This window comes from Paenarthrobacter sp. CC6 (assembly GCF_040560085.1).
GTDB classification, from domain to species: domain Bacteria; phylum Actinomycetota; class Actinomycetes; order Actinomycetales; family Micrococcaceae; genus Arthrobacter; species Arthrobacter nicotinovorans.
Window position 1 is genome coordinate 85,686 of sequence record NZ_JARDAN010000017.1, and the last position, 16,678, is coordinate 102,363.

Annotated in this window: 15 protein-coding genes; 13 read left to right on the forward strand and 2 right to left on the reverse strand. The window is 63.4% G+C overall.

Annotated elements, in window-relative coordinates:
- Positions 1–12: 12 nt before the first annotated feature.
- From manD to PV760_RS16525, 8 genes are all read left to right on the forward strand, one after another.
- Positions 13–1,242, forward strand: coding sequence for a D-mannonate dehydratase ManD (gene manD, locus PV760_RS16490; protein WP_039239482.1), 1,230 nt, complete (start codon positions 13–15; stop codon positions 1,240–1,242).
- Positions 1,232–1,780 (forward strand): gluconokinase, encoded by a 549-nt coding sequence (locus tag PV760_RS16495; protein ID WP_052247098.1) that lies wholly within the window; start codon positions 1,232–1,234, stop codon positions 1,778–1,780. Before manD ends, PV760_RS16495 begins: the two co-directional genes overlap by 11 nt.
- Positions 1,781–2,123: 343 nt before the next feature.
- Positions 2,124–3,248 (forward strand): multiple monosaccharide ABC transporter substrate-binding protein, encoded by a 1,125-nt coding sequence (gene chvE / locus PV760_RS16500; RefSeq protein ID WP_026267409.1) that lies wholly within the window; start codon positions 2,124–2,126, stop codon positions 3,246–3,248.
- Between the two features lie 123 nt (positions 3,249–3,371).
- Positions 3,372–4,901: a multiple monosaccharide ABC transporter ATP-binding protein gene (gene mmsA, locus PV760_RS16505; RefSeq protein ID WP_020608553.1), complete on the forward strand. Its 1,530-nt coding sequence runs from the start codon at positions 3,372–3,374 to the stop codon at positions 4,899–4,901.
- A 5-nt stretch (positions 4,902–4,906) separates the two neighbouring features.
- A complete protein-coding gene (mmsB, locus tag PV760_RS16510) occupies positions 4,907–6,190 on the forward strand; it encodes a multiple monosaccharide ABC transporter permease (RefSeq protein WP_018779453.1) in 1,284 nt (427 codons plus the stop codon).
- A gap of 90 nt (positions 6,191–6,280) precedes the next feature.
- Entirely contained in the window at positions 6,281–7,264 is a 984-nt protein-coding gene (locus PV760_RS16515; protein WP_039239484.1) for a LacI family DNA-binding transcriptional regulator, read from the forward strand.
- 10 nt (positions 7,265–7,274) lie between these two features.
- Positions 7,275–7,859 (forward strand): orotate phosphoribosyltransferase, encoded by a 585-nt coding sequence (gene pyrE, locus PV760_RS16520; protein ID WP_018779451.1) that lies wholly within the window; start codon positions 7,275–7,277, stop codon positions 7,857–7,859.
- A 105-nt stretch (positions 7,860–7,964) separates the two neighbouring features.
- Positions 7,965–9,089, forward strand: a complete 1,125-nt coding sequence (locus PV760_RS16525; RefSeq protein ID WP_039239485.1) for a thioesterase domain-containing protein — start codon at positions 7,965–7,967, stop codon at positions 9,087–9,089.
- A 14-nt stretch (positions 9,090–9,103) separates the two neighbouring features.
- Here the strand turns inward: PV760_RS16525 and PV760_RS16530 are convergent, their stop codons facing one another.
- Both PV760_RS16530 and PV760_RS16535 read right to left on the reverse strand, forming a co-directional pair.
- Complete coding sequence (locus tag PV760_RS16530) at positions 9,104–9,805, reverse strand: tyrosine-protein phosphatase (protein WP_354628269.1); 702 nt, start codon at positions 9,803–9,805, stop codon at positions 9,104–9,106.
- 12 nt (positions 9,806–9,817) lie between these two features.
- The gene (locus PV760_RS16535; protein ID WP_110505386.1) at positions 9,818–10,648 is read right to left on the reverse strand and encodes an HAD-IIA family hydrolase; all 831 of its coding nucleotides are present in this window, start codon (positions 10,646–10,648) and stop codon (positions 9,818–9,820) included.
- A 117-nt stretch (positions 10,649–10,765) separates the two neighbouring features.
- Here PV760_RS16535 and PV760_RS16540 point away from each other — a divergent pair, with 117 nt between their 5' ends.
- From PV760_RS16540 to PV760_RS16560, 5 genes are all read left to right on the forward strand, one after another.
- Positions 10,766–11,293 carry a PadR family transcriptional regulator gene (locus PV760_RS16540; protein ID WP_018779447.1) on the forward strand — a complete coding sequence of 176 codons (528 nt, stop codon included), beginning with the start codon at positions 10,766–10,768 and terminating at the stop codon, positions 11,291–11,293.
- Complete coding sequence (locus PV760_RS16545) at positions 11,290–12,000, forward strand: ABC transporter ATP-binding protein (RefSeq protein WP_018779446.1); 711 nt, start codon at positions 11,290–11,292, stop codon at positions 11,998–12,000. Before PV760_RS16540 ends, PV760_RS16545 begins: the two co-directional genes overlap by 4 nt.
- A gap of 11 nt (positions 12,001–12,011) precedes the next feature.
- Positions 12,012–14,255: an FtsX-like permease family protein gene (locus PV760_RS16550; protein WP_354628270.1), complete on the forward strand. Its 2,244-nt coding sequence runs from the start codon at positions 12,012–12,014 to the stop codon at positions 14,253–14,255.
- A gap of 258 nt (positions 14,256–14,513) precedes the next feature.
- Complete coding sequence (locus PV760_RS16555) at positions 14,514–15,788, forward strand: hypothetical protein (protein ID WP_354628271.1); 1,275 nt, start codon at positions 14,514–14,516, stop codon at positions 15,786–15,788.
- Positions 15,789–15,866: 78 nt separating this feature from the next.
- On the forward strand, positions 15,867–16,565 hold the full coding sequence (locus PV760_RS16560; protein WP_039239489.1) for a TrmH family RNA methyltransferase: 699 nt from the start codon (positions 15,867–15,869) through the stop codon (positions 16,563–16,565).
- Positions 16,566–16,678 lie beyond the last annotated feature (113 nt).

Sequence of the window (16,678 nt, forward strand, 5' to 3'; positions counted from 1 at the left end):
GAATGCCACACCATGAAAATCGTTGCCGCTGAAGTCTTCGTGACCAGCCCATCCCGCAACTTCGTCACCCTGCGCATCACCACCGAGGACGGTGTGACGGGCATCGGGGACGCGACGCTCAACGGCCGTGAACTCGCCGTTGCCGCGTACCTGAAGGAACACGTCGCACAGCTGCTGATCGGCAAGGACCCGCACCGGATCGAGGACACCTGGCAGTTCCTGTACCGCAGCTCCTACTGGCGCCGCGGTCCCGTCACCATGGCGGCGATTGCCGCCGTCGACATGGCTCTGTGGGACATCAAGGGCAAGGTGGCCGGGATGCCGGTCTACCAGCTGCTGGGCGGGGCTTCCCGCAATGGGCTGCGCGCTTACGGCCACGCCTCGGGTGCAGATATTCCTTCCCTGTTCGACTCGGTCCGGGAGCACCTGGAGTTGGGCTACAAGTCCATCCGTATCCAGACCGCGATCCCCGGTATCAAGGCCGTCTACGGTGTGGCCGCGCAGGCGCAAGCCTCTGGCGAGCGTTACGACTACGAGCCCGCCGGACGCGGCGCCTTCCCGCAGGAAGAGGACTGGGACACCCGCGCGTACCTCCGCCACCTGCCCACCGTTTTTGAAGCAGTGCGCAACGAGTTCGGTCCGGAAATCCCGCTGCTGCACGACGGCCACCACCGCATGACCCCCATCCAGGCCGCCAAACTGGGCAAGGCCCTGGAGCCTTACGACCTTTTCTGGCTGGAGGACTGCACTCCTGCCGAGAACCAGGAAGGCCTGCGCCTGGTCCGCCAGCACACCACCACCCCGCTGGCCATTGGCGAAATCTTCAATACCGTGTGGGACTACCAGACCCTCATCAAGGAACAGCTGATCGACTACGTGCGGGCGGCCTCCACCCACTTCGGTGGCATCTCACCGCTGAAGAAGGTCATGGACTTCGCTGCGCAGTACCAGATCAAGTCCGGCTTCCACGGCCCCACGGACATTTCCCCGGTGGGCTTCGCCGCGCAGCTGCATGTGGGCCTGGCCATCCACAACTACGGCATCCAGGAATACATGCAGCACTCGGACAAGACCAACGAGGTCTTCCAGCAGTCCATGACCTTCAAGGACGGCTACCTGCACCCGGGCGACAACCCCGGCATCGGCGTCGAATTCAACGAGGAGGCCGCTGCCGCATTCCCGTACCAGCAGGCCTACCTGCCCTACAACCGCCTCGTGGACGGCACCGTTCATGACTGGTAAACCTCTGTCCCGTGCGAGCGCCCATCACCACATCGTGGTGATGGGCGTCGCAGGCTGCGGAAAGAGCACCGTGGGTGCGGCCCTCGCCGAACGCCTCGGCGCTGGATTCCTCGACGGCGATTCGCTGCACCCGCAGGCGAACATCGACAAGATGGCAGCGGGTACCCCGCTGAACGACGACGACCGCGCACCATGGCTGGCCGAGATCGGCAGGCGATTCCCGGCGTCGGAATCTTCTCTTGTCATAGCGTGCAGCGCGCTCAAGCGCTCGTACCGGGACATCATCCGCGACGCCGACCCGTCCGTCGTGTTCGTGCACCTGCAAGGGACGCGCGAACTGCTGGACGCACGCATGAAGGCGCGGCCCGGGCACTTCATGCCGCCTTCGTTGCTGGACTCCCAACTGGCCACGCTGGAACCATTGCAGGACGACGAAGCCGGGGTAGTGGTGGACATCGCACAGCCCGTCGAGGACATCGTGAATGAGGTGGACTCAGCGCTGGCTGGCCTGGATACCCCAACAACGGAGCGCGTCTGAAGCGCCATTGTCCTTCCCTGCCATCGCAGAGCAACACCTCAAACCCGGCATCGCCCACCAGGCGGTGCCGGGTTTGTTGTTCTGGAGAGTGACGCGGGTCATTGTGAACGCTAACAACGTTGTAAATCAAGACTTTGGCGAAGAGGCACTGCCTGCAACCAATTCGTGATCTACAGCACTTGACCCCGGGTATTGTTAGCGTTCACAATGGCATTCGCAATACCTTTTCAATGGTTTGTGCAGCCCCCAGCACGCAGGCCACATCCAGCTTCACCGTGCCGGACGCGCAGATGCTCCGGCTGCATCAGAGTTCGCGGCACTGCTGCCGCGGAAGGAGAGCATCGTGAGATTGAAAAAACTCCTGGGCGCCGTAGCGGTCGTCCTAACCTTGACCGTCGGAGCCACAGGCTGCGGCAGCCGTGGAGGCGCGGCGGAGTCTTCCAGCACCGCAAAGCCCAGCGATTCGCTGGTAGGCATTTCGATGCCGACGCAGACATCCGAGCGTTGGATCGCAGACGGTGCCAATGTTGAGAAATCCCTGAAGGACCTCGGCTACAAGACGGACCTGCAGTTCGCCAACGATGACATCCCCACGCAGGTTTCCCAGATCGAGAACATGCTGACCAAGGGTGCGAAGGCACTCATCATCGCCGCCATCGATGGCACCACGCTGACGGACGTCCTGGCCAAGGCTAAGGAACAGAACGTCAAGGTCATCGCTTACGACCGCCTCATCAACGGAACGCCGAACGTGGACTACTACACCACGTTCGACAACTACACCGTGGGCGTCCAGCAGGCCACGTCGTTGCTGACGGGTCTGGGACTCGTTGATGCCAGCGGCAAGAAGGTAGAGGGCAAGGGCCCGTTCAACGTCGAATTGTTCGCGGGCAGCCCGGATGACAACAACGCCAACTTCTTCTGGACCGGCGCAATGGATACCCTCAAGCCCTACCTGGATGCAGGCACCTTGAAGGTCCCCAGCGGCCAGACCAAGTTCGAGCAGGCAGCCATCCTCCGCTGGCAGGCACCCGTTGCCCAGAAGCGCATGGAAGACATCCTCACCTCCGCCTACAGCTCCGGCACCAAGCTCGACGGCGTGCTGTCCCCGTATGACGGCCTGTCCATCGGCATCATTTCCGCTCTGACCAGCACCGGCGGTTACTCCACCGGAAAGCTCCCGGTCGTGACCGGCCAGGACGCTGAAAAGGGTTCCGTGAAATCCATCATCGCCGGCGAGCAGTACTCCACCATCTTCAAGGACACCCGCCAGCTCGGCGCCCAGGCCGTGAAAATGGTAGACGCCGTACTCAAGGGCAGTGAGCCCGAAACCAACGACACCAAGACCTACAACAACAAGGTCAAGGTTGTTCCGGCATACCTTCTGAAGTCCGTCATCATCACCAAGGACAACTACAAGAAGGAACTCATCGACTCGGGCTACTACACCGAAGCCGACGTCAAGTAACCACCTCCCCAATCTGTGGCCCCACCGCCCTGTGTTGCAGCGCGCAGCGGTGGGGCCACAGCATCCCAGTGCCTGTCGAGTCCTCGACCCGGCCCAGTTTCAACCAGTCAGCGGGAATTGACGATGAACGTACCCATTCTTCAAATGCGAGGAATCACCAAGACCTTCCCCGGTGTAAAAGCCCTTCAGGACGTCACCCTGGACGTCAACCGAGGTGAGGTTCACGCCATTTGTGGTGAGAACGGAGCCGGGAAATCCACCCTCATGAAAGTGTTGTCCGGCGTCTACGCGCACAACACCTTCGACGGCGACATTCTGTTCGAGAACGAACCCTGCGAATTTTCCAGCATCACGGACAGCGAGAAGCGCGGCATCGTGATCATCCACCAGGAATTGGCCCTGAGCCCGTATCTGTCCATCGCCGAGAACATCTACCTGGGCAATGAGCTTGCGAAGAACGGCTGGGTGGACTGGCGGAAGACCAACCTGGAGGCCGCCAAACTGCTGGCCCGGGTGGGTCTCAGCGAGAATCCCGTAACGCCCATCCAGCACATCAGCGTGGGTAAGCAGCAGTTGGTGGAGATCGCGAAGGCGCTCTCCAAGGAGGTGAAGCTGCTCATCCTCGATGAGCCCACGGCGGCGCTGAACGACGAAGACTCGGACCACCTGCTGGACCTCATCCTGCACCTCAAAGGCCAGGGCGTCACCAGCATCATCATCAGCCACAAACTCAACGAGATCCGCAAAGTGGCCGACGCCGTCACCATCATCCGCGACGGCAAATCCATCGAGACACTGCGCCTGGACCAGGGACAGATCACCCAGGAACGCATCATCCGGGGCATGGTGGGACGCGATCTCGAAAGCCTGTATCCGGACCGGACACCAAACATCGGTGAAGAAGTCCTCCGCATCGAGGATTGGACGGTCCAGCATCCACAGGACCACTCACGGATGGTGGTCAGCAACGCCAACCTGACGGTCCGTAAGGGTGAGGTTGTTGGGTTGGCCGGCCTCATGGGTGCGGGCAGGACTGAGCTCGCAATGAGCGTTTTCGGCCGTACCTACGGCCGTGCGGTCTCCGGCAAGGTTTACAAGTACGGCCAGGAGATCAACACGTCCACGGTTTCGGATGCAATCGAGCACGGAATTGCGTACGCCACCGAGGACCGGAAGCACTACGGCCTGAACCTGATTGAAGACATCAAGCGGAACATCTCCATGGCTGCCCTGAACAAGCTGGCCAAACGCGGTTGGGTGGACGGCAACCAGGAAACCACGGTGGCCAACCATTACCGCAAGAGCATGAACATCAAAGCGCCTTCGGTCGCTGCGATCACGGGCAAGCTCTCCGGCGGGAACCAGCAAAAAGTGGTGCTCAGCAAGTGGATGTTCTCCGACCCCGACGTCCTCATCCTGGACGAACCCACGCGTGGGATCGATGTGGGCGCCAAGTTTGAGATCTACACGATCATCGCCGAGCTGGCGGCCTCGGGGAAAGCGGTCATTGTGATCTCCTCCGAACTGCCGGAACTCCTGGGCATCTGCGACAGGATCTACACGCTCTCAGCGGGCCGCATCACCGGCGAGGTCCCCATCGCCGAAGCCACCCAGGAAACCCTCATGCACTACATGACTCAAGAGAAGGAATAGCCACCATGTCCGCCCTACGAGAATCCCTTGGCTTCCTCACAAGCCGCCTCCGCCAGGTTGGCATCTTCGTCGCCCTGATCCTGATTGTCATCCTCTTCCAGGTCCTCACCGACGGCATCCTCCTTCAACCCCAGAACGTCACCAACCTGGTGGTCCAGAACAGCTATATCCTGATCCTTGCCATCGGCATGGTGATGGTCATTATTGCCGGTCATATCGACCTCTCCGTCGGCTCGATTGCCGGCTTCATCGGCGCCGTGGCCGGTGTGATGATCGTGCACTGGGGCTGGGCCTGGTGGCTCGCCATCCCGGCGTGCCTCCTGGTGGGAGCCCTCGTGGGTGCCTGGCAGGGTTACTGGATTGCCTACGTCGGTATCCCCGCATTCATCGTCACCCTTGCCGGCATGCTGATCTTCCGTGGCCTGACCCTGATTACCCTCAAGAACCAGCAGATCACCCCGTTCCCGAACGAATTGCGCGCCCTGGGCGGCGGCTTCCTGCCGGACATCTCCGGTGGCACGTCCGTCCTTGAGTGGCTGACCGTGATCCTGGGTGTCGGCGGTACGGCAGCCATCCTTTTCCAGGCTTTGAAGGAACGCCGGGTGCGCCGCAAGTTCAACCTGGAGAACGAACCGATGGCGTGGTTCGCCGTCAAGAACGGTTTCATCGCACTCCTGATGCTCATCATCACCTTCCTGCTGGCCAGCTACCGCGGAACCCCGATTGTCCTGGTTGTCCTGGCAGTCCTTGTGATCCTGTACTCGGCGCTGATGAGCAACAGCATCTTTGGCCGCCACACCTATGCCATTGGCGGCAACCTCCACGCCGCCGAGCTGTCCGGCATCAAGACCAAGAAGGTCACCTTCCGGCTCTTCGTCAACATGGGCGTCCTGGCCGCGCTGGCGGGCCTGGTCTTCACGGCCCGCCTGAACTCGGCACAGCCTGCCGGCGGTACCGGGTTCGAGCTGGACTCCATCGCTGCAGCGTTCATCGGCGGCGCAGCTGTCCAGGGCGGCATCGGCACCGTGGCAGGAGCCATGATCGGTGGCCTGATCATGGGCGTCCTGAACAACGGCATGTCCATTCTCGGCCTGGGCACTGATTACCAGCAGCTCATCAAGGGCCTGGTGCTCCTGCTGGCTGTCGGCTTCGACATCTTCAACAAGAACCGGACCGGTGCCGGCGGAGGTTCCTCCATGGGCCGCCGGTTCAAGTGGAAGACCACGCCTCCAGCTGCCGAAGCGGCACCCGCTTCCACGGCGGAGCCTGTGGGCGTCGACGCGAAGTAGCATCTGATGCCACGCGGTGAGCAACCGCCAACACTGCGGCCCCGGGTATTGCCCGGGGCCGCCCCCGACTCACCGAGCCGGCCCCCGGTAATGGGGGATGTGGCGAAAATGGCCGGGGTTTCCCACCAAACGGTTTCCCGTGTCCTGAACAACCATCCGAACGTCAGCCACAACACCAGGCAACGGGTGGAAGCGGCAATAGCCCGCCTCGGCTATCGCCGGAACACCGCAGCACGGAGCCTGGTGACGCGTCGGTCGCGGACCATTGGTGTCCTTGCCTGCGAAACGGGACAGTTCGGGCCGGCGAACACGTTGCTTGGAGTCGAACAGGCGGGCAGGGAAGCCGGGTACTTCGTCAGCATCGCGAATCTTCGCGAAGTGACCAGTGACAGTATCAACGACGCCATGGGCCACTTCCGCAGCCAATCCGTGGACGGCATCGTCATCCTGGTTCCGCATCCCGATGTCCTTGCGGCCCTGCATGACGTTTCAGTCCCTGTGCCGATCGTGGCCGTAGGCGCCGGTGCGGGAAACCAGCTCACCGGAGCGTCCCTCAACCAGCGGTTGGGAGCCAGGCTGGCCGTGGAACACCTTATCGGGCTGGGGCATCGAAGCATTGCCCACATTTCCGGGCCCACGCACTGGATCGACGCGGCGGAGCGCATTGAGGGCTGGCGGGAGGCGATGGACACGGCCGGACTCGAGGCGAGCGTCCTGCTCCAGGGTGCCTGGGATGCCGCATCCGGATACCAGGCCGGACGGGAACTCATCGACCACGACTCCGTAACCGCTGTATTCGTAGCGAATGACCAGATGGCCGTCGGCGTCCTCCGCGCCCTCCAGGAAGCCGGCCGCCACGTACCAGGCGATATAAGCGTGGTGGGCTACGACGACCAGCCGGAGGCCGGGTTCTTCATGCCTCCCTTGACTACCATCAAGCAGGACTTCGAAGAACTCGGGCGAAAAACCATGGAAGAGATGCTGCACCAGCTGGAGGGGAAAGCAGGAACCCGGGACCAGATCGTGGATCCGCGCCTGGTCATCAGGGCAACCACGGCTGCACCGGCACACTAAACTAGGAGCCATGACTTCCACCAGTTTCCCTGCAGTCGACACTGCTGCTGCCCGTGCCCGCCTTCTTGAACTCATCAAAGAGCTGGCGGTGGTCCGCGGCAAGGTTATCCTCTCCAGCGGCAAGGAAGCGGACTACTACATCGACCTGCGCCGCATCACCTTGCACCACGAGGCCTCCAAGCTGGTAGGCCAGGTCATGCTGGCAATGATCGACGACGCCGGCGTTGCGGTTGAGTGCGCAGGCGGACTCACCATGGGTGCCGACCCCGTCGGTACCGCTGTCATGCACGCTGCTGCCGATGCCGGCCGTGCCGTGGACGCCTTCGTCGTCCGCAAAGCCCAGAAGTCCTACGGCATGGGCCGCCAGGTGGAAGGTCCCTCAGTCGAAGGCCGCAACGTGGTGGTCCTCGAGGACACGTCCACCACCGGCGGGTCCGCGCTGACCGCCGTCGAAGGTGTCCGCAAGGCGGGCGGCAACGTGGTGGCCGTGGCTGTGATCGTGGACCGCAACACCGGTGCCAAAGAGAAGATCGAAGCCGAAACCGGCGTTCCGTACCTCTTCGCTTTCGGCAAGGACGAACTGGGCCTGGACTAAACAGAGTCCGTCCGGTTCCTGATTGCAAGAGCACATCTTAAGGGCACCGGCTGTGCACAAACTGCGGGGATGTAAGGCAGTGCCGCCGAAGCCTATGCTTGCTGCGTGGACGTTCAAGTAGGGAAGCTGCCGGCGCCGCCGGAGGTGACTGAAAACCCTCCGGCGCCGGTAACTCCGGAACCTGAAACGGCGGGGGATCCGGGCTCCTGGGCCCGGATCCTGCCTTACGCTGCCCGGCTCAAGAAGACGTCCCGCCGTAATTTCCTGACCTACGCCGGCATTTCCGCAGCCCTGGCCGGGGACATGCTATTCACCAGGCGTGTCCAGGCGGAGCGCCGGGCCACCAAGATCCTTCGGGTCCCGGATCCGTACTCGGACCTGTACTTTCCCAAAGCCAGTTGGATCCTCTTTCCCGGGTACAAAACCAGTTGGGAAGAAGCGCAGTGGATCCTCAACTCGCTGCGTCCTGCACTGCACCAACGCGGCCGCCTGGCCGCCGTCGGATATTCCAATCTGGGCCTGGACGTCGATGAAGTAGTCCGCGCAATCATCCTGCATGTCCGCGAGCTGGAACTGGAGAAGCTGTACTTTTACGGTCACAGCTTTGGCGGAATGCTCGCGACCCAGGTTGCTGCACGCCTGCTGGAACTCCATGGCGTGGAAACGCAGGTGATTGTCCTGGATTCGAGTCCGTTCAGCCGCGCAGATGTCCTGGACCAGAGCTGGTTCGACGGCGTTGTGTTCCTTTATGAGAACGGCTTCCGCATTCCTTCGGTGCTGCGCGGGGGCTATGAGCTGGGGGAGCGCGTGGTTCACAAGGACGAGCGCACGTGGCGGCAGATCCTCGATCAGACGATGGAACAGCTTTCGCCCATCGCGCCCTCCAGTGTGCTGATCCAGACCGAGTCGGCCTACATCTACCACTTTGACGGGCTGCGGTTCGCGGGCAAGATCGGCGGCGCCAAGATGGCGTTCATGGGCAACTCCAAGGACGGCACCGTGGACTACGAATCGGCGCGTGCGGGATGGAGCAAGGTTTTCGGCGCCAACATGGCCCTGCCCACCCTGAGTACCGAGGGCGCACGGCCGGCGCACGCGAGTCCGCAGTGGAACGCCGGCGTATACCGGCCGTTGCTGGAAAAGGTACAGGATGAGCTCCTGCCCCTGCCGCCCGAACCGGAGGAACCGTCGTACCAGGAGCCCAATGGGAAGATCATCAGGCCTGCGTAAGGTGGCTGGAGCGTTCAGCGCAACGCTGCAACCTCGACGGCGGTAAGGCCCGCTTCACGCAGGAAGCCGCGGACATCGCCGAATTCCTTGGAGAATCCGGCCAGGAAGTGCCGCATGGCAGCTTCCGGGCTCTGCAGGATCATGAGGTCGGGGCTGAAATACTCTGCCGGAGTTGATGGGACGCTGAGCCGCCATGTTTCGGCCATGACCTCCAGGACGTCCGGCAGGTTGGCGGTGGTCGCCACATAGTCAGCCACTACGTCGTCCTCGGTCCCGCCTGCTGCCAGGAGCCCGACCGCGGAAACCACGCCGGTCCGGTCCTTGCCCAGCGAGCAATGCACCAGCGTGCGTTTGCCACGCGCCACGGGTCGCAGGGCCTCAGCCACCCATTCGGGCCGCAGCCGGATCCAGCCGAGGTACAGCTCGCCCAGGTCCTCGGCCGTCTCCACGGCCTGGAGCGATCCCGCAATGGTGTTGGGGTCCAATGGGTTATGGATGAGTTCGACGGCGGGTGGGGCTGCAGCGGCCGGCCCGCCGCCGCCGTCGTGAACCAACCACGGAACCAGCGAGCGCTCCAGCTCGCTGCGCAGGTCAACGATGGCTTGGATGCCGTGTTCCACCAGGAACCCTGACGTTGCCGCGGCATCCAAGCCGAACGGCTGGCTCCCCCTGAGAATCCGTCCCCCCGCCAGGGGACGCAGATTGAGCACAGCCATGGTGGTTCCTTCTTAGATCTGGCTCTTCAGGTCGGCCACTGAATTCAGGATCTGGTTGGGCCGGAAGGGGAAGGACACGATTTCCTCGCGCTGCGTAATTCCGCTGAGCACCAGGACCGTGTGCAGGCCCGCTTCCATGCCGGCCACGATGTCCGTGTCCATGCGGTCGCCGATCATGGCCGTGGTCTCCGAGTGGGCATCGATCTGGTTCATGGCGGAGCGGAACATCATGGGGTTCGGCTTGCCCACGATGTACGGTTCGCGGCCCGTGGCCTTGGTGATCATGGCCGCGATGGCACCGGTAGCGGGCATCGGACCGTCCTTGGAAGGGCCGGTGGCGTCCGGGTTGGTGGCGATGAAGCGGGCGCCGGCCAGGATGTGGCGGACGGCCATGGTGATCGCTTCGAAGGAATAGGTGCGGGTTTCGCCGAGGACCACGAAATCGGGGTCGGTGTCCGTGAGGATGAATCCGGCTTCGTGCAGGGCGGTGGTGAGGCCGGCCTCGCCGATGGTGTACGCGCGGTTGCCCGAATCGGAGGACTGCACCTGGTCCTTGAGGAACTGGGCTGTGGCGAGCGCGGAGGTCCAGATGTTCTCTTCGGGGACTTCCAGGCCGGACGCACGGAGGCGGGCTGCGAGGTCGCGCGGGGTGAAGATGGAGTTGTTGGTCAGCACCAGGAAGCGCTTGGACGTATCCACCCAGCGCTGGATGAGCTCGGCTGCGCCGGGGATGGCCTGGTTTTCGTGGACGAGGACGCCGTCCATGTCCGTGAGCCAGCATTCGATCTCGTGGCCATTACGGTAAACCGACGTGGACGGGTGGGGCGTGGTTTCTTCTGCCATATTTGCCTCCGGCTGGGGTTGGTCATGCACTGCTTCCCAGTCTTTCATCATTCGGGCTGCCGGACATCACGTAGCGGTGCTGGTGTTTAACTATAAACTGAGTGTATAGATGGAGTCGTGAACAACTCACTTACCCTCCTTGGCCTCTTGAGCCGCGAAGCCAGTTACGGCTACGACCTCAAGCACTCCTATGACCGATACTTCGGGGCCGGAAAAGCCCTGGCGTTCGGGCAGGTGTATTCAACTCTGGCGCGCATGGTCCGCGACGAACTGATCCGCGCACTGGGAGAAGAGACCGGGGGCGGTCCCGACCGCAAAAAGTACGAAATCACACTGGCCGGTGAGGCCAAGGTCCGCGAATGGCTGTTCACCCCGGACGTCCCCTCGGAATCACTGCAAAGCAACCTGTTCGCCAAGACAGTGATCGCCCTGCTCCTTCACGACGATGCTGAGCGGCTCCTTGACCTGCAGCGCAGCGAGCACATGGCCCGGATGCGTGAACTGACCAGGCTCAAGAAGGACGCGGACTTGCTGCAGGTCCTGATGTGTGACCACGGGTTGTTCCATATCGAAGCGGACCTGCGGTGGATGGACCTTACCAGTGCCCGTCTGACCCAACTCACGAAGGAGCTGCTGGGCGCATGACCACAGACAACACAGCCCCCATCCTCAGTGCCCGCGGTCTCCGCCACTCCTTCGGCCCAACGGAGGCACTGCGAGGCATCGACCTCGATGTCCACCCGGGAGAAGTTCTTGCCGTCATGGGCCCTTCCGGATCCGGAAAGTCCACCCTGCTGCACTGCCTGGCAGGCGTCCTGACGCCCGACGCCGGTTCCGTCACCTACAGCCCTTCCGGACGAACCCCCAGCGACATCAGTTCCTTGCGCGAACCCCAACGCTCGCGCCTGAGATTGACGGAGTTTGGGTTCGTATTCCAGTTTGGGCAGCTCCTGCCGGAGCTCTCGGCCGCCGACAATGTCAGCCTTCCGTTGCTCCTGGACGGGATCAACCGCCAGGAGGCCCTCCGTAGGTCTTCGGACCTCCTGGAGCAGCTCGGGCTGGGCGGCCTGAGTGCCAAGTTGCCTGGTGAACTGTCCGGTGGCCAGGCCCAGCGTGTGGCGGTTGCCCGTGCGCTGGTGACCTCCCCTGCCTTGTTGTTTGCGGACGAGCCTACCGGTGCCCTCGACTCACTGGCCTCGGAAGCTGTCCTGACCCTGATGCTGGAACTTGTGCGTCAGGCGGGAACCACGGTAGTGATGATTACCCATGATGCCCGCACCGCTGCTTACGCCGACCGGGAAGTCATCGTCCGCGACGGCGTCCTGGGTGCCGGCTACCGGGTGTCCCCGTGAATGCCGGAAAGATGCGACTGAACACAGGCTTGTTGCGCCTCGCGGTGCTTGGAAGCCGGTCCGCCTACGGCAGGCTTGCCGGAATCGCGGGAGGCGTCGCCGTCGGGGTTTGCCTGTTGTTATTGCTATGGGGTGGAGCAAACGGGCTGCAGGCACGGGACGATCGCGGCGCGTGGCTCCGCGAATCGGGTAGTCCCTCCGTCTCCGGGACCCTCGACGCTTCAGGGAGCGCAGCCCCCATACCTTTGACGCCGGATAGCGTGCTGATGCGTACCAGGGGCGCAGAGGTCTTCCGGGACAAACTCATCGAGCGGCGCGACTTCGCCGCCTTGCCGTCCACCACCATGGAAATTCCCGGGATCGGCAGGCCGCCTGAACCAGGAAGCTACTACGCATCGCCGGCCCTGCAGAGGCTTATTGAATCCACGCCCGGGGACCAGCTGGGCGACCGATTCGGTAAATTCGCCGGCATCATTGATGACTCGGCACTCCCGGGCCCGGACTCGCTGATGGTCATCACGGGTGCGCAGGAAGCTGAGCTTCGCCGAGGCGGTAGCGCCGCCATCGTGTCGGACTTTACCAGCAACCCCTACGGGGGCAGCGCGGCCAGCTACGTCACAGTATTGATGATCGGCGCCCTCGCGGTGTTCTTTCCGGTGCTGCTGTTGATCAGCATCGTCACTGGGCTGGGTGCCGCGCAGCGTCGGGAACGCTTTGCCACACTGAGGCTCATCGGAGCGTCAACACGCACGGTCTCACGGATAGCCGCCGCTGAGGTTATGATTCCCGGCCTTATCGGCGCGGTCGTGGGTGCGGGTTTGGCCGTCGTCTTGACCCCGTTGGCGGCGGAGGTACCGGTCAACGGCAGCAGGATGTTCGCCACGGACCTGCACACCGGGTGGACTGCTGCAGTGATGGTGGTGGCCATGGTGGTGGGAGCCTCAGCGCTGGTTGCCGCTTTAAGGACCGCCCGTGCCGACGTGGGGCCCTTGGGGGTGAACAGGACCGTGCACGACAAAGTCCCCACGGCCTGGCGCGCATTGCCGCTGCTTCTTGGCTTGCTCTTCATGGGATCGGCTGTGGTTATCATCCGTGTCCTGAAAATCCGGCTTCCCTGGCTTGAGTCGCCCTTGTTGGTAGTTGGCTTCATGGCCGTGTTGGCGGGGATCGTGGTGATCGGCCCCTGGATGACCAGGACCGTGAGCCGTGCCGGGTTGCGATACGCCGGGAGTGCAGCCGCGGTCATCGCGGCCAGCCGCATCCAGAGGACCCCGGTGGCGACTTTCCGTTCGGTCTCCGGTTTGGTTGTCGCCGTCTTCGTCGTGTCCGTGTTTGCCGGGGCATCCAGTATTGTCCAGTCGGACGAGGGTCCCGTGGCGCGGCCCGGTCTCCTTCAGCCCACGAGTCTGCAGGCGACGGTCCGTTCCGGGGATACAGAACGGCCGGGGGAGCTGCAGGCCTCTGTGGCGCGGACCGTCTCGGAGGCCACATCCAAGCCCGGCATCCGGAGTGCTGTTATCGGATACGGCCCCGCCGCGTTGTCTGAAGCCGGCGCTGGGTCCGAGCTCGTCTTCACCAGCAAGGACGCCTTGGAGTTGGGGTTCAAAGACATCCCTTCCTCCGGGGTCGTCGCTGTGGACGGGACCTTCCTCTACTTTTGGACCGCGCAACCGCTGTCGCTGAGACCGGCGCCGGCCGGAAGCCTCGAGGGTCTGGTCCCCGTGGTGGTGGTGCTCGGGACGGACGGCACGCCTGAGGCCATGGACCGCGCCCGGACAGTATTGGACAGCTCGGCCGCAACGGCCACACCAGCGAGTGCCACCCCCGATGTCCAACTGCAATCGTCCCGCCGCCTGATCCAGGGTTTGGCTGCGTTGGCATATCTGGGCATGTTCGTCGCGGTTGCCATCGCCGGGTTGTCCCTGGCTGTCGGGACCGCTGCGGCCATCATGGACCGCAAACGCGTCTTCGGCCTCATGCGGCTCATGGGGATGCCCGCTTCTGTGCTTCGGGGGATCATCACCCGTGAAGCTGTCGTCCCCCTTCTTAGTGTTTTGCTGCTCTCCGTGAGCCTCGGCTTCCTGACCGCTTGGCTCATGGTGACGGCCATCAACGACAACTATCAAGTGGCCTGGCCGGAACCCGGCTACTTCGTTGCTCTGGCGGTGAGCCTTGCCCTTTCCTGTTGCGCCGTAGCGGGAACCTTCGGCCTCATCCGTGGAAATGCGGCCATGACAGCCACCCGTTTTGAGTGATGCGCTTCCCGTTGGGCCCCGGCATTTCGACGGCGTGACTTGCGTTGGGCGCGCCGGCCTGGTCTACGCTTGTTCCGGCGCCGGCCTGGATGCGGCGCTGGACTGATTGCGGCGTGCTCGCACGCCGGCACCGTGGGTCGGGGGATCGACACGGTGAGCACCACGCCGTCCGCTTCAGCAGGTCCCTCGTTCCGGATAGACCACCGGTTGTGTCCGCAAGGATGTTCCGGTGCCCACAGCATGTGAAAGGGCCTTGCCATGAGCAACAACAACGGCGTACCCCAGCCTCCCTACAATCCGGACGGCGTACCGCAGCCACGCTACGACACGGGCAAAGAGCAGTACCGCCAGTACCAGCCCGGGCAAGCGCAGCCCATGTACCAGCCGGAAGCCCAGCAGCAAGGCCAGCCGCAGCCGGAGGGCCAGCAACGGCCGGAAGGCCAGCAACCGAGCCAGCCGCAGCCAGCCCAGCCGCAGGACGCGCCGACGCAGGCTTTTCCTGCACAGCACGATCCCACCCAGGCCTTCCCCTTGCAGCAGGCCCAGCACGGCAACCCCAACCAGCCGGGTTACCCGGGCCACCCTGGCAACCCCAACCAGCCCGGTTTCCCACCGCCCGGCGGCCCCTACCCGGGCCAGCCAACGGGACCCGGCCAGAACCCGGGTGACCACAACAAGAAGTCCCTGTTCCTGATCCTCGGCGGTGTCGCCGTCGTCGTGATCATTGCCCTGGTCGTGGCGTTCACCTGGTTGATTCCGTCCCTGACCAAGCCGACTGCCGTTGACTCGCCGTCGCCTTCGGTCACGTCCTCGGACGAGGCGTCGGATGCGGCCGCTGAGCCGTCTGCGGATCCGTCCGCCGAGGCTGAGCCTTCCGGTGACGCGTCGGCGTCCACCGACATCCCGGCCGGGGCCATCCCGCTGCCGTCAGCATGGGAGAACTTCGCGGGCCCCAGCAACGTTCCAGCGGACGGCGACCCGTTGTTCAGCAAATGGGTCACGGGCGAATCGTCCTTCCAGTACTTGGCCGAGTGGACCCACGACGAATCATTCGGCATCACCAAGGACCCCACCACGGGCGAAGAGATCCAGAAGAAGGCCCAAGGCACGGTGGAGACCGACGGCGACGGGATCGCGCTCGCCTATGCCTTCTTCGCTGAATCCGAGGAAGGCAAGTTCGGCAAGGATCCGGCGGAAATCAAGAAGGCCCTGGAAGATATCGAGGCCCGGTACAAGGGCATGACAGCCACTGAACTGCCGCAGAACCTGGTAGGCCACAAGTGCGCCTCGGACTTCAAGACCTCCATACCGGAGATCCGTGAGTTCCGTCGTGGCGCGGCTGTGGTTGTCGGATTCACCTGCACCAACGCCCGCGGCGAGGCCATCCAGGCAGTGAACCTGTTCTCCGTGACGCCATGGGGCACTCCGCAGATGCTCGGTGTCAGCGGACACAAGACCTACTGGGACGCGCACCCGGGTCTCTTCGAGCAGCTGGCCAACTCGTACCGCATCAACAAGTGGAAGATGGGCTAGGAACCCGTGCTCCAACGGGCCACGGGCTCAATCGGGCCACGGACCCAAGCGGGGAAACGGCAGGGCTAAAGTTGAGGGGTGACTGACCTTCCCCCCAACACAGCCCTGCCCGCCCCTGCCGCGTCCCCGGAGGGGACCACCGCAGAAGGCGAGGCCGAAGCGAAGGCGGAGGTCGGCGTCGGGCCCTGGGAAGGCGAGTGGCCGGTTGGCGAGCACTGGGATCCGGACCTCCTGCGTGACGGCGACCGGCGCAACGTGGTTGACCAGTACCGCTACTGGAAGCACGAAGCTATTGTCGCCGACCTCGATTCGAAGCGGCACGATTTCCACATCGCCATTGAGAACTGGCAGCACGACCTCAACATCGGCACCGTGGTGCGGACCGCCAACGCCTTCCTCGCCAAGGAGGTCCACATCATTGGCCGACGGCGGTGGAACCGTCGCGGGGCCATGGTCACCGACCGCTACCAGCACGTCCGCCACCACCCCACGGTTGAGGACTTCGTCCAGTGGGCCGAGGGGGAGGGGCTTGCCGTGATCGGCATCGACATCTTCCCGGATTCCGTACCGCTTGAAACGTACGATCTCCCGAAGAACTGCGTCCTGGTGTTCGGGCAGGAAGGCCCCGGCCTCACGCCTGAGGTGCACGATGCCGCCGTCGCAACCCTGTCCATTGAGCAGTTCGGCTCCACCCGGTCCATGAATGCGGCCTCCGCGGCGGCCATCGCCATGCACGCGTGGGTGCGCCGCCACGTGTTCCAACAGCCGGTCTCGTAGCTTCCCCGAGGTGGCACTTAATGACAGTCCCGGTGCGGCAAAGTCATAGGGTCGTTGCAACGCTCTGATTGATGGAGCGTTTTATGGTCAAGTTGTTCCCCAAGGCTGCGCGT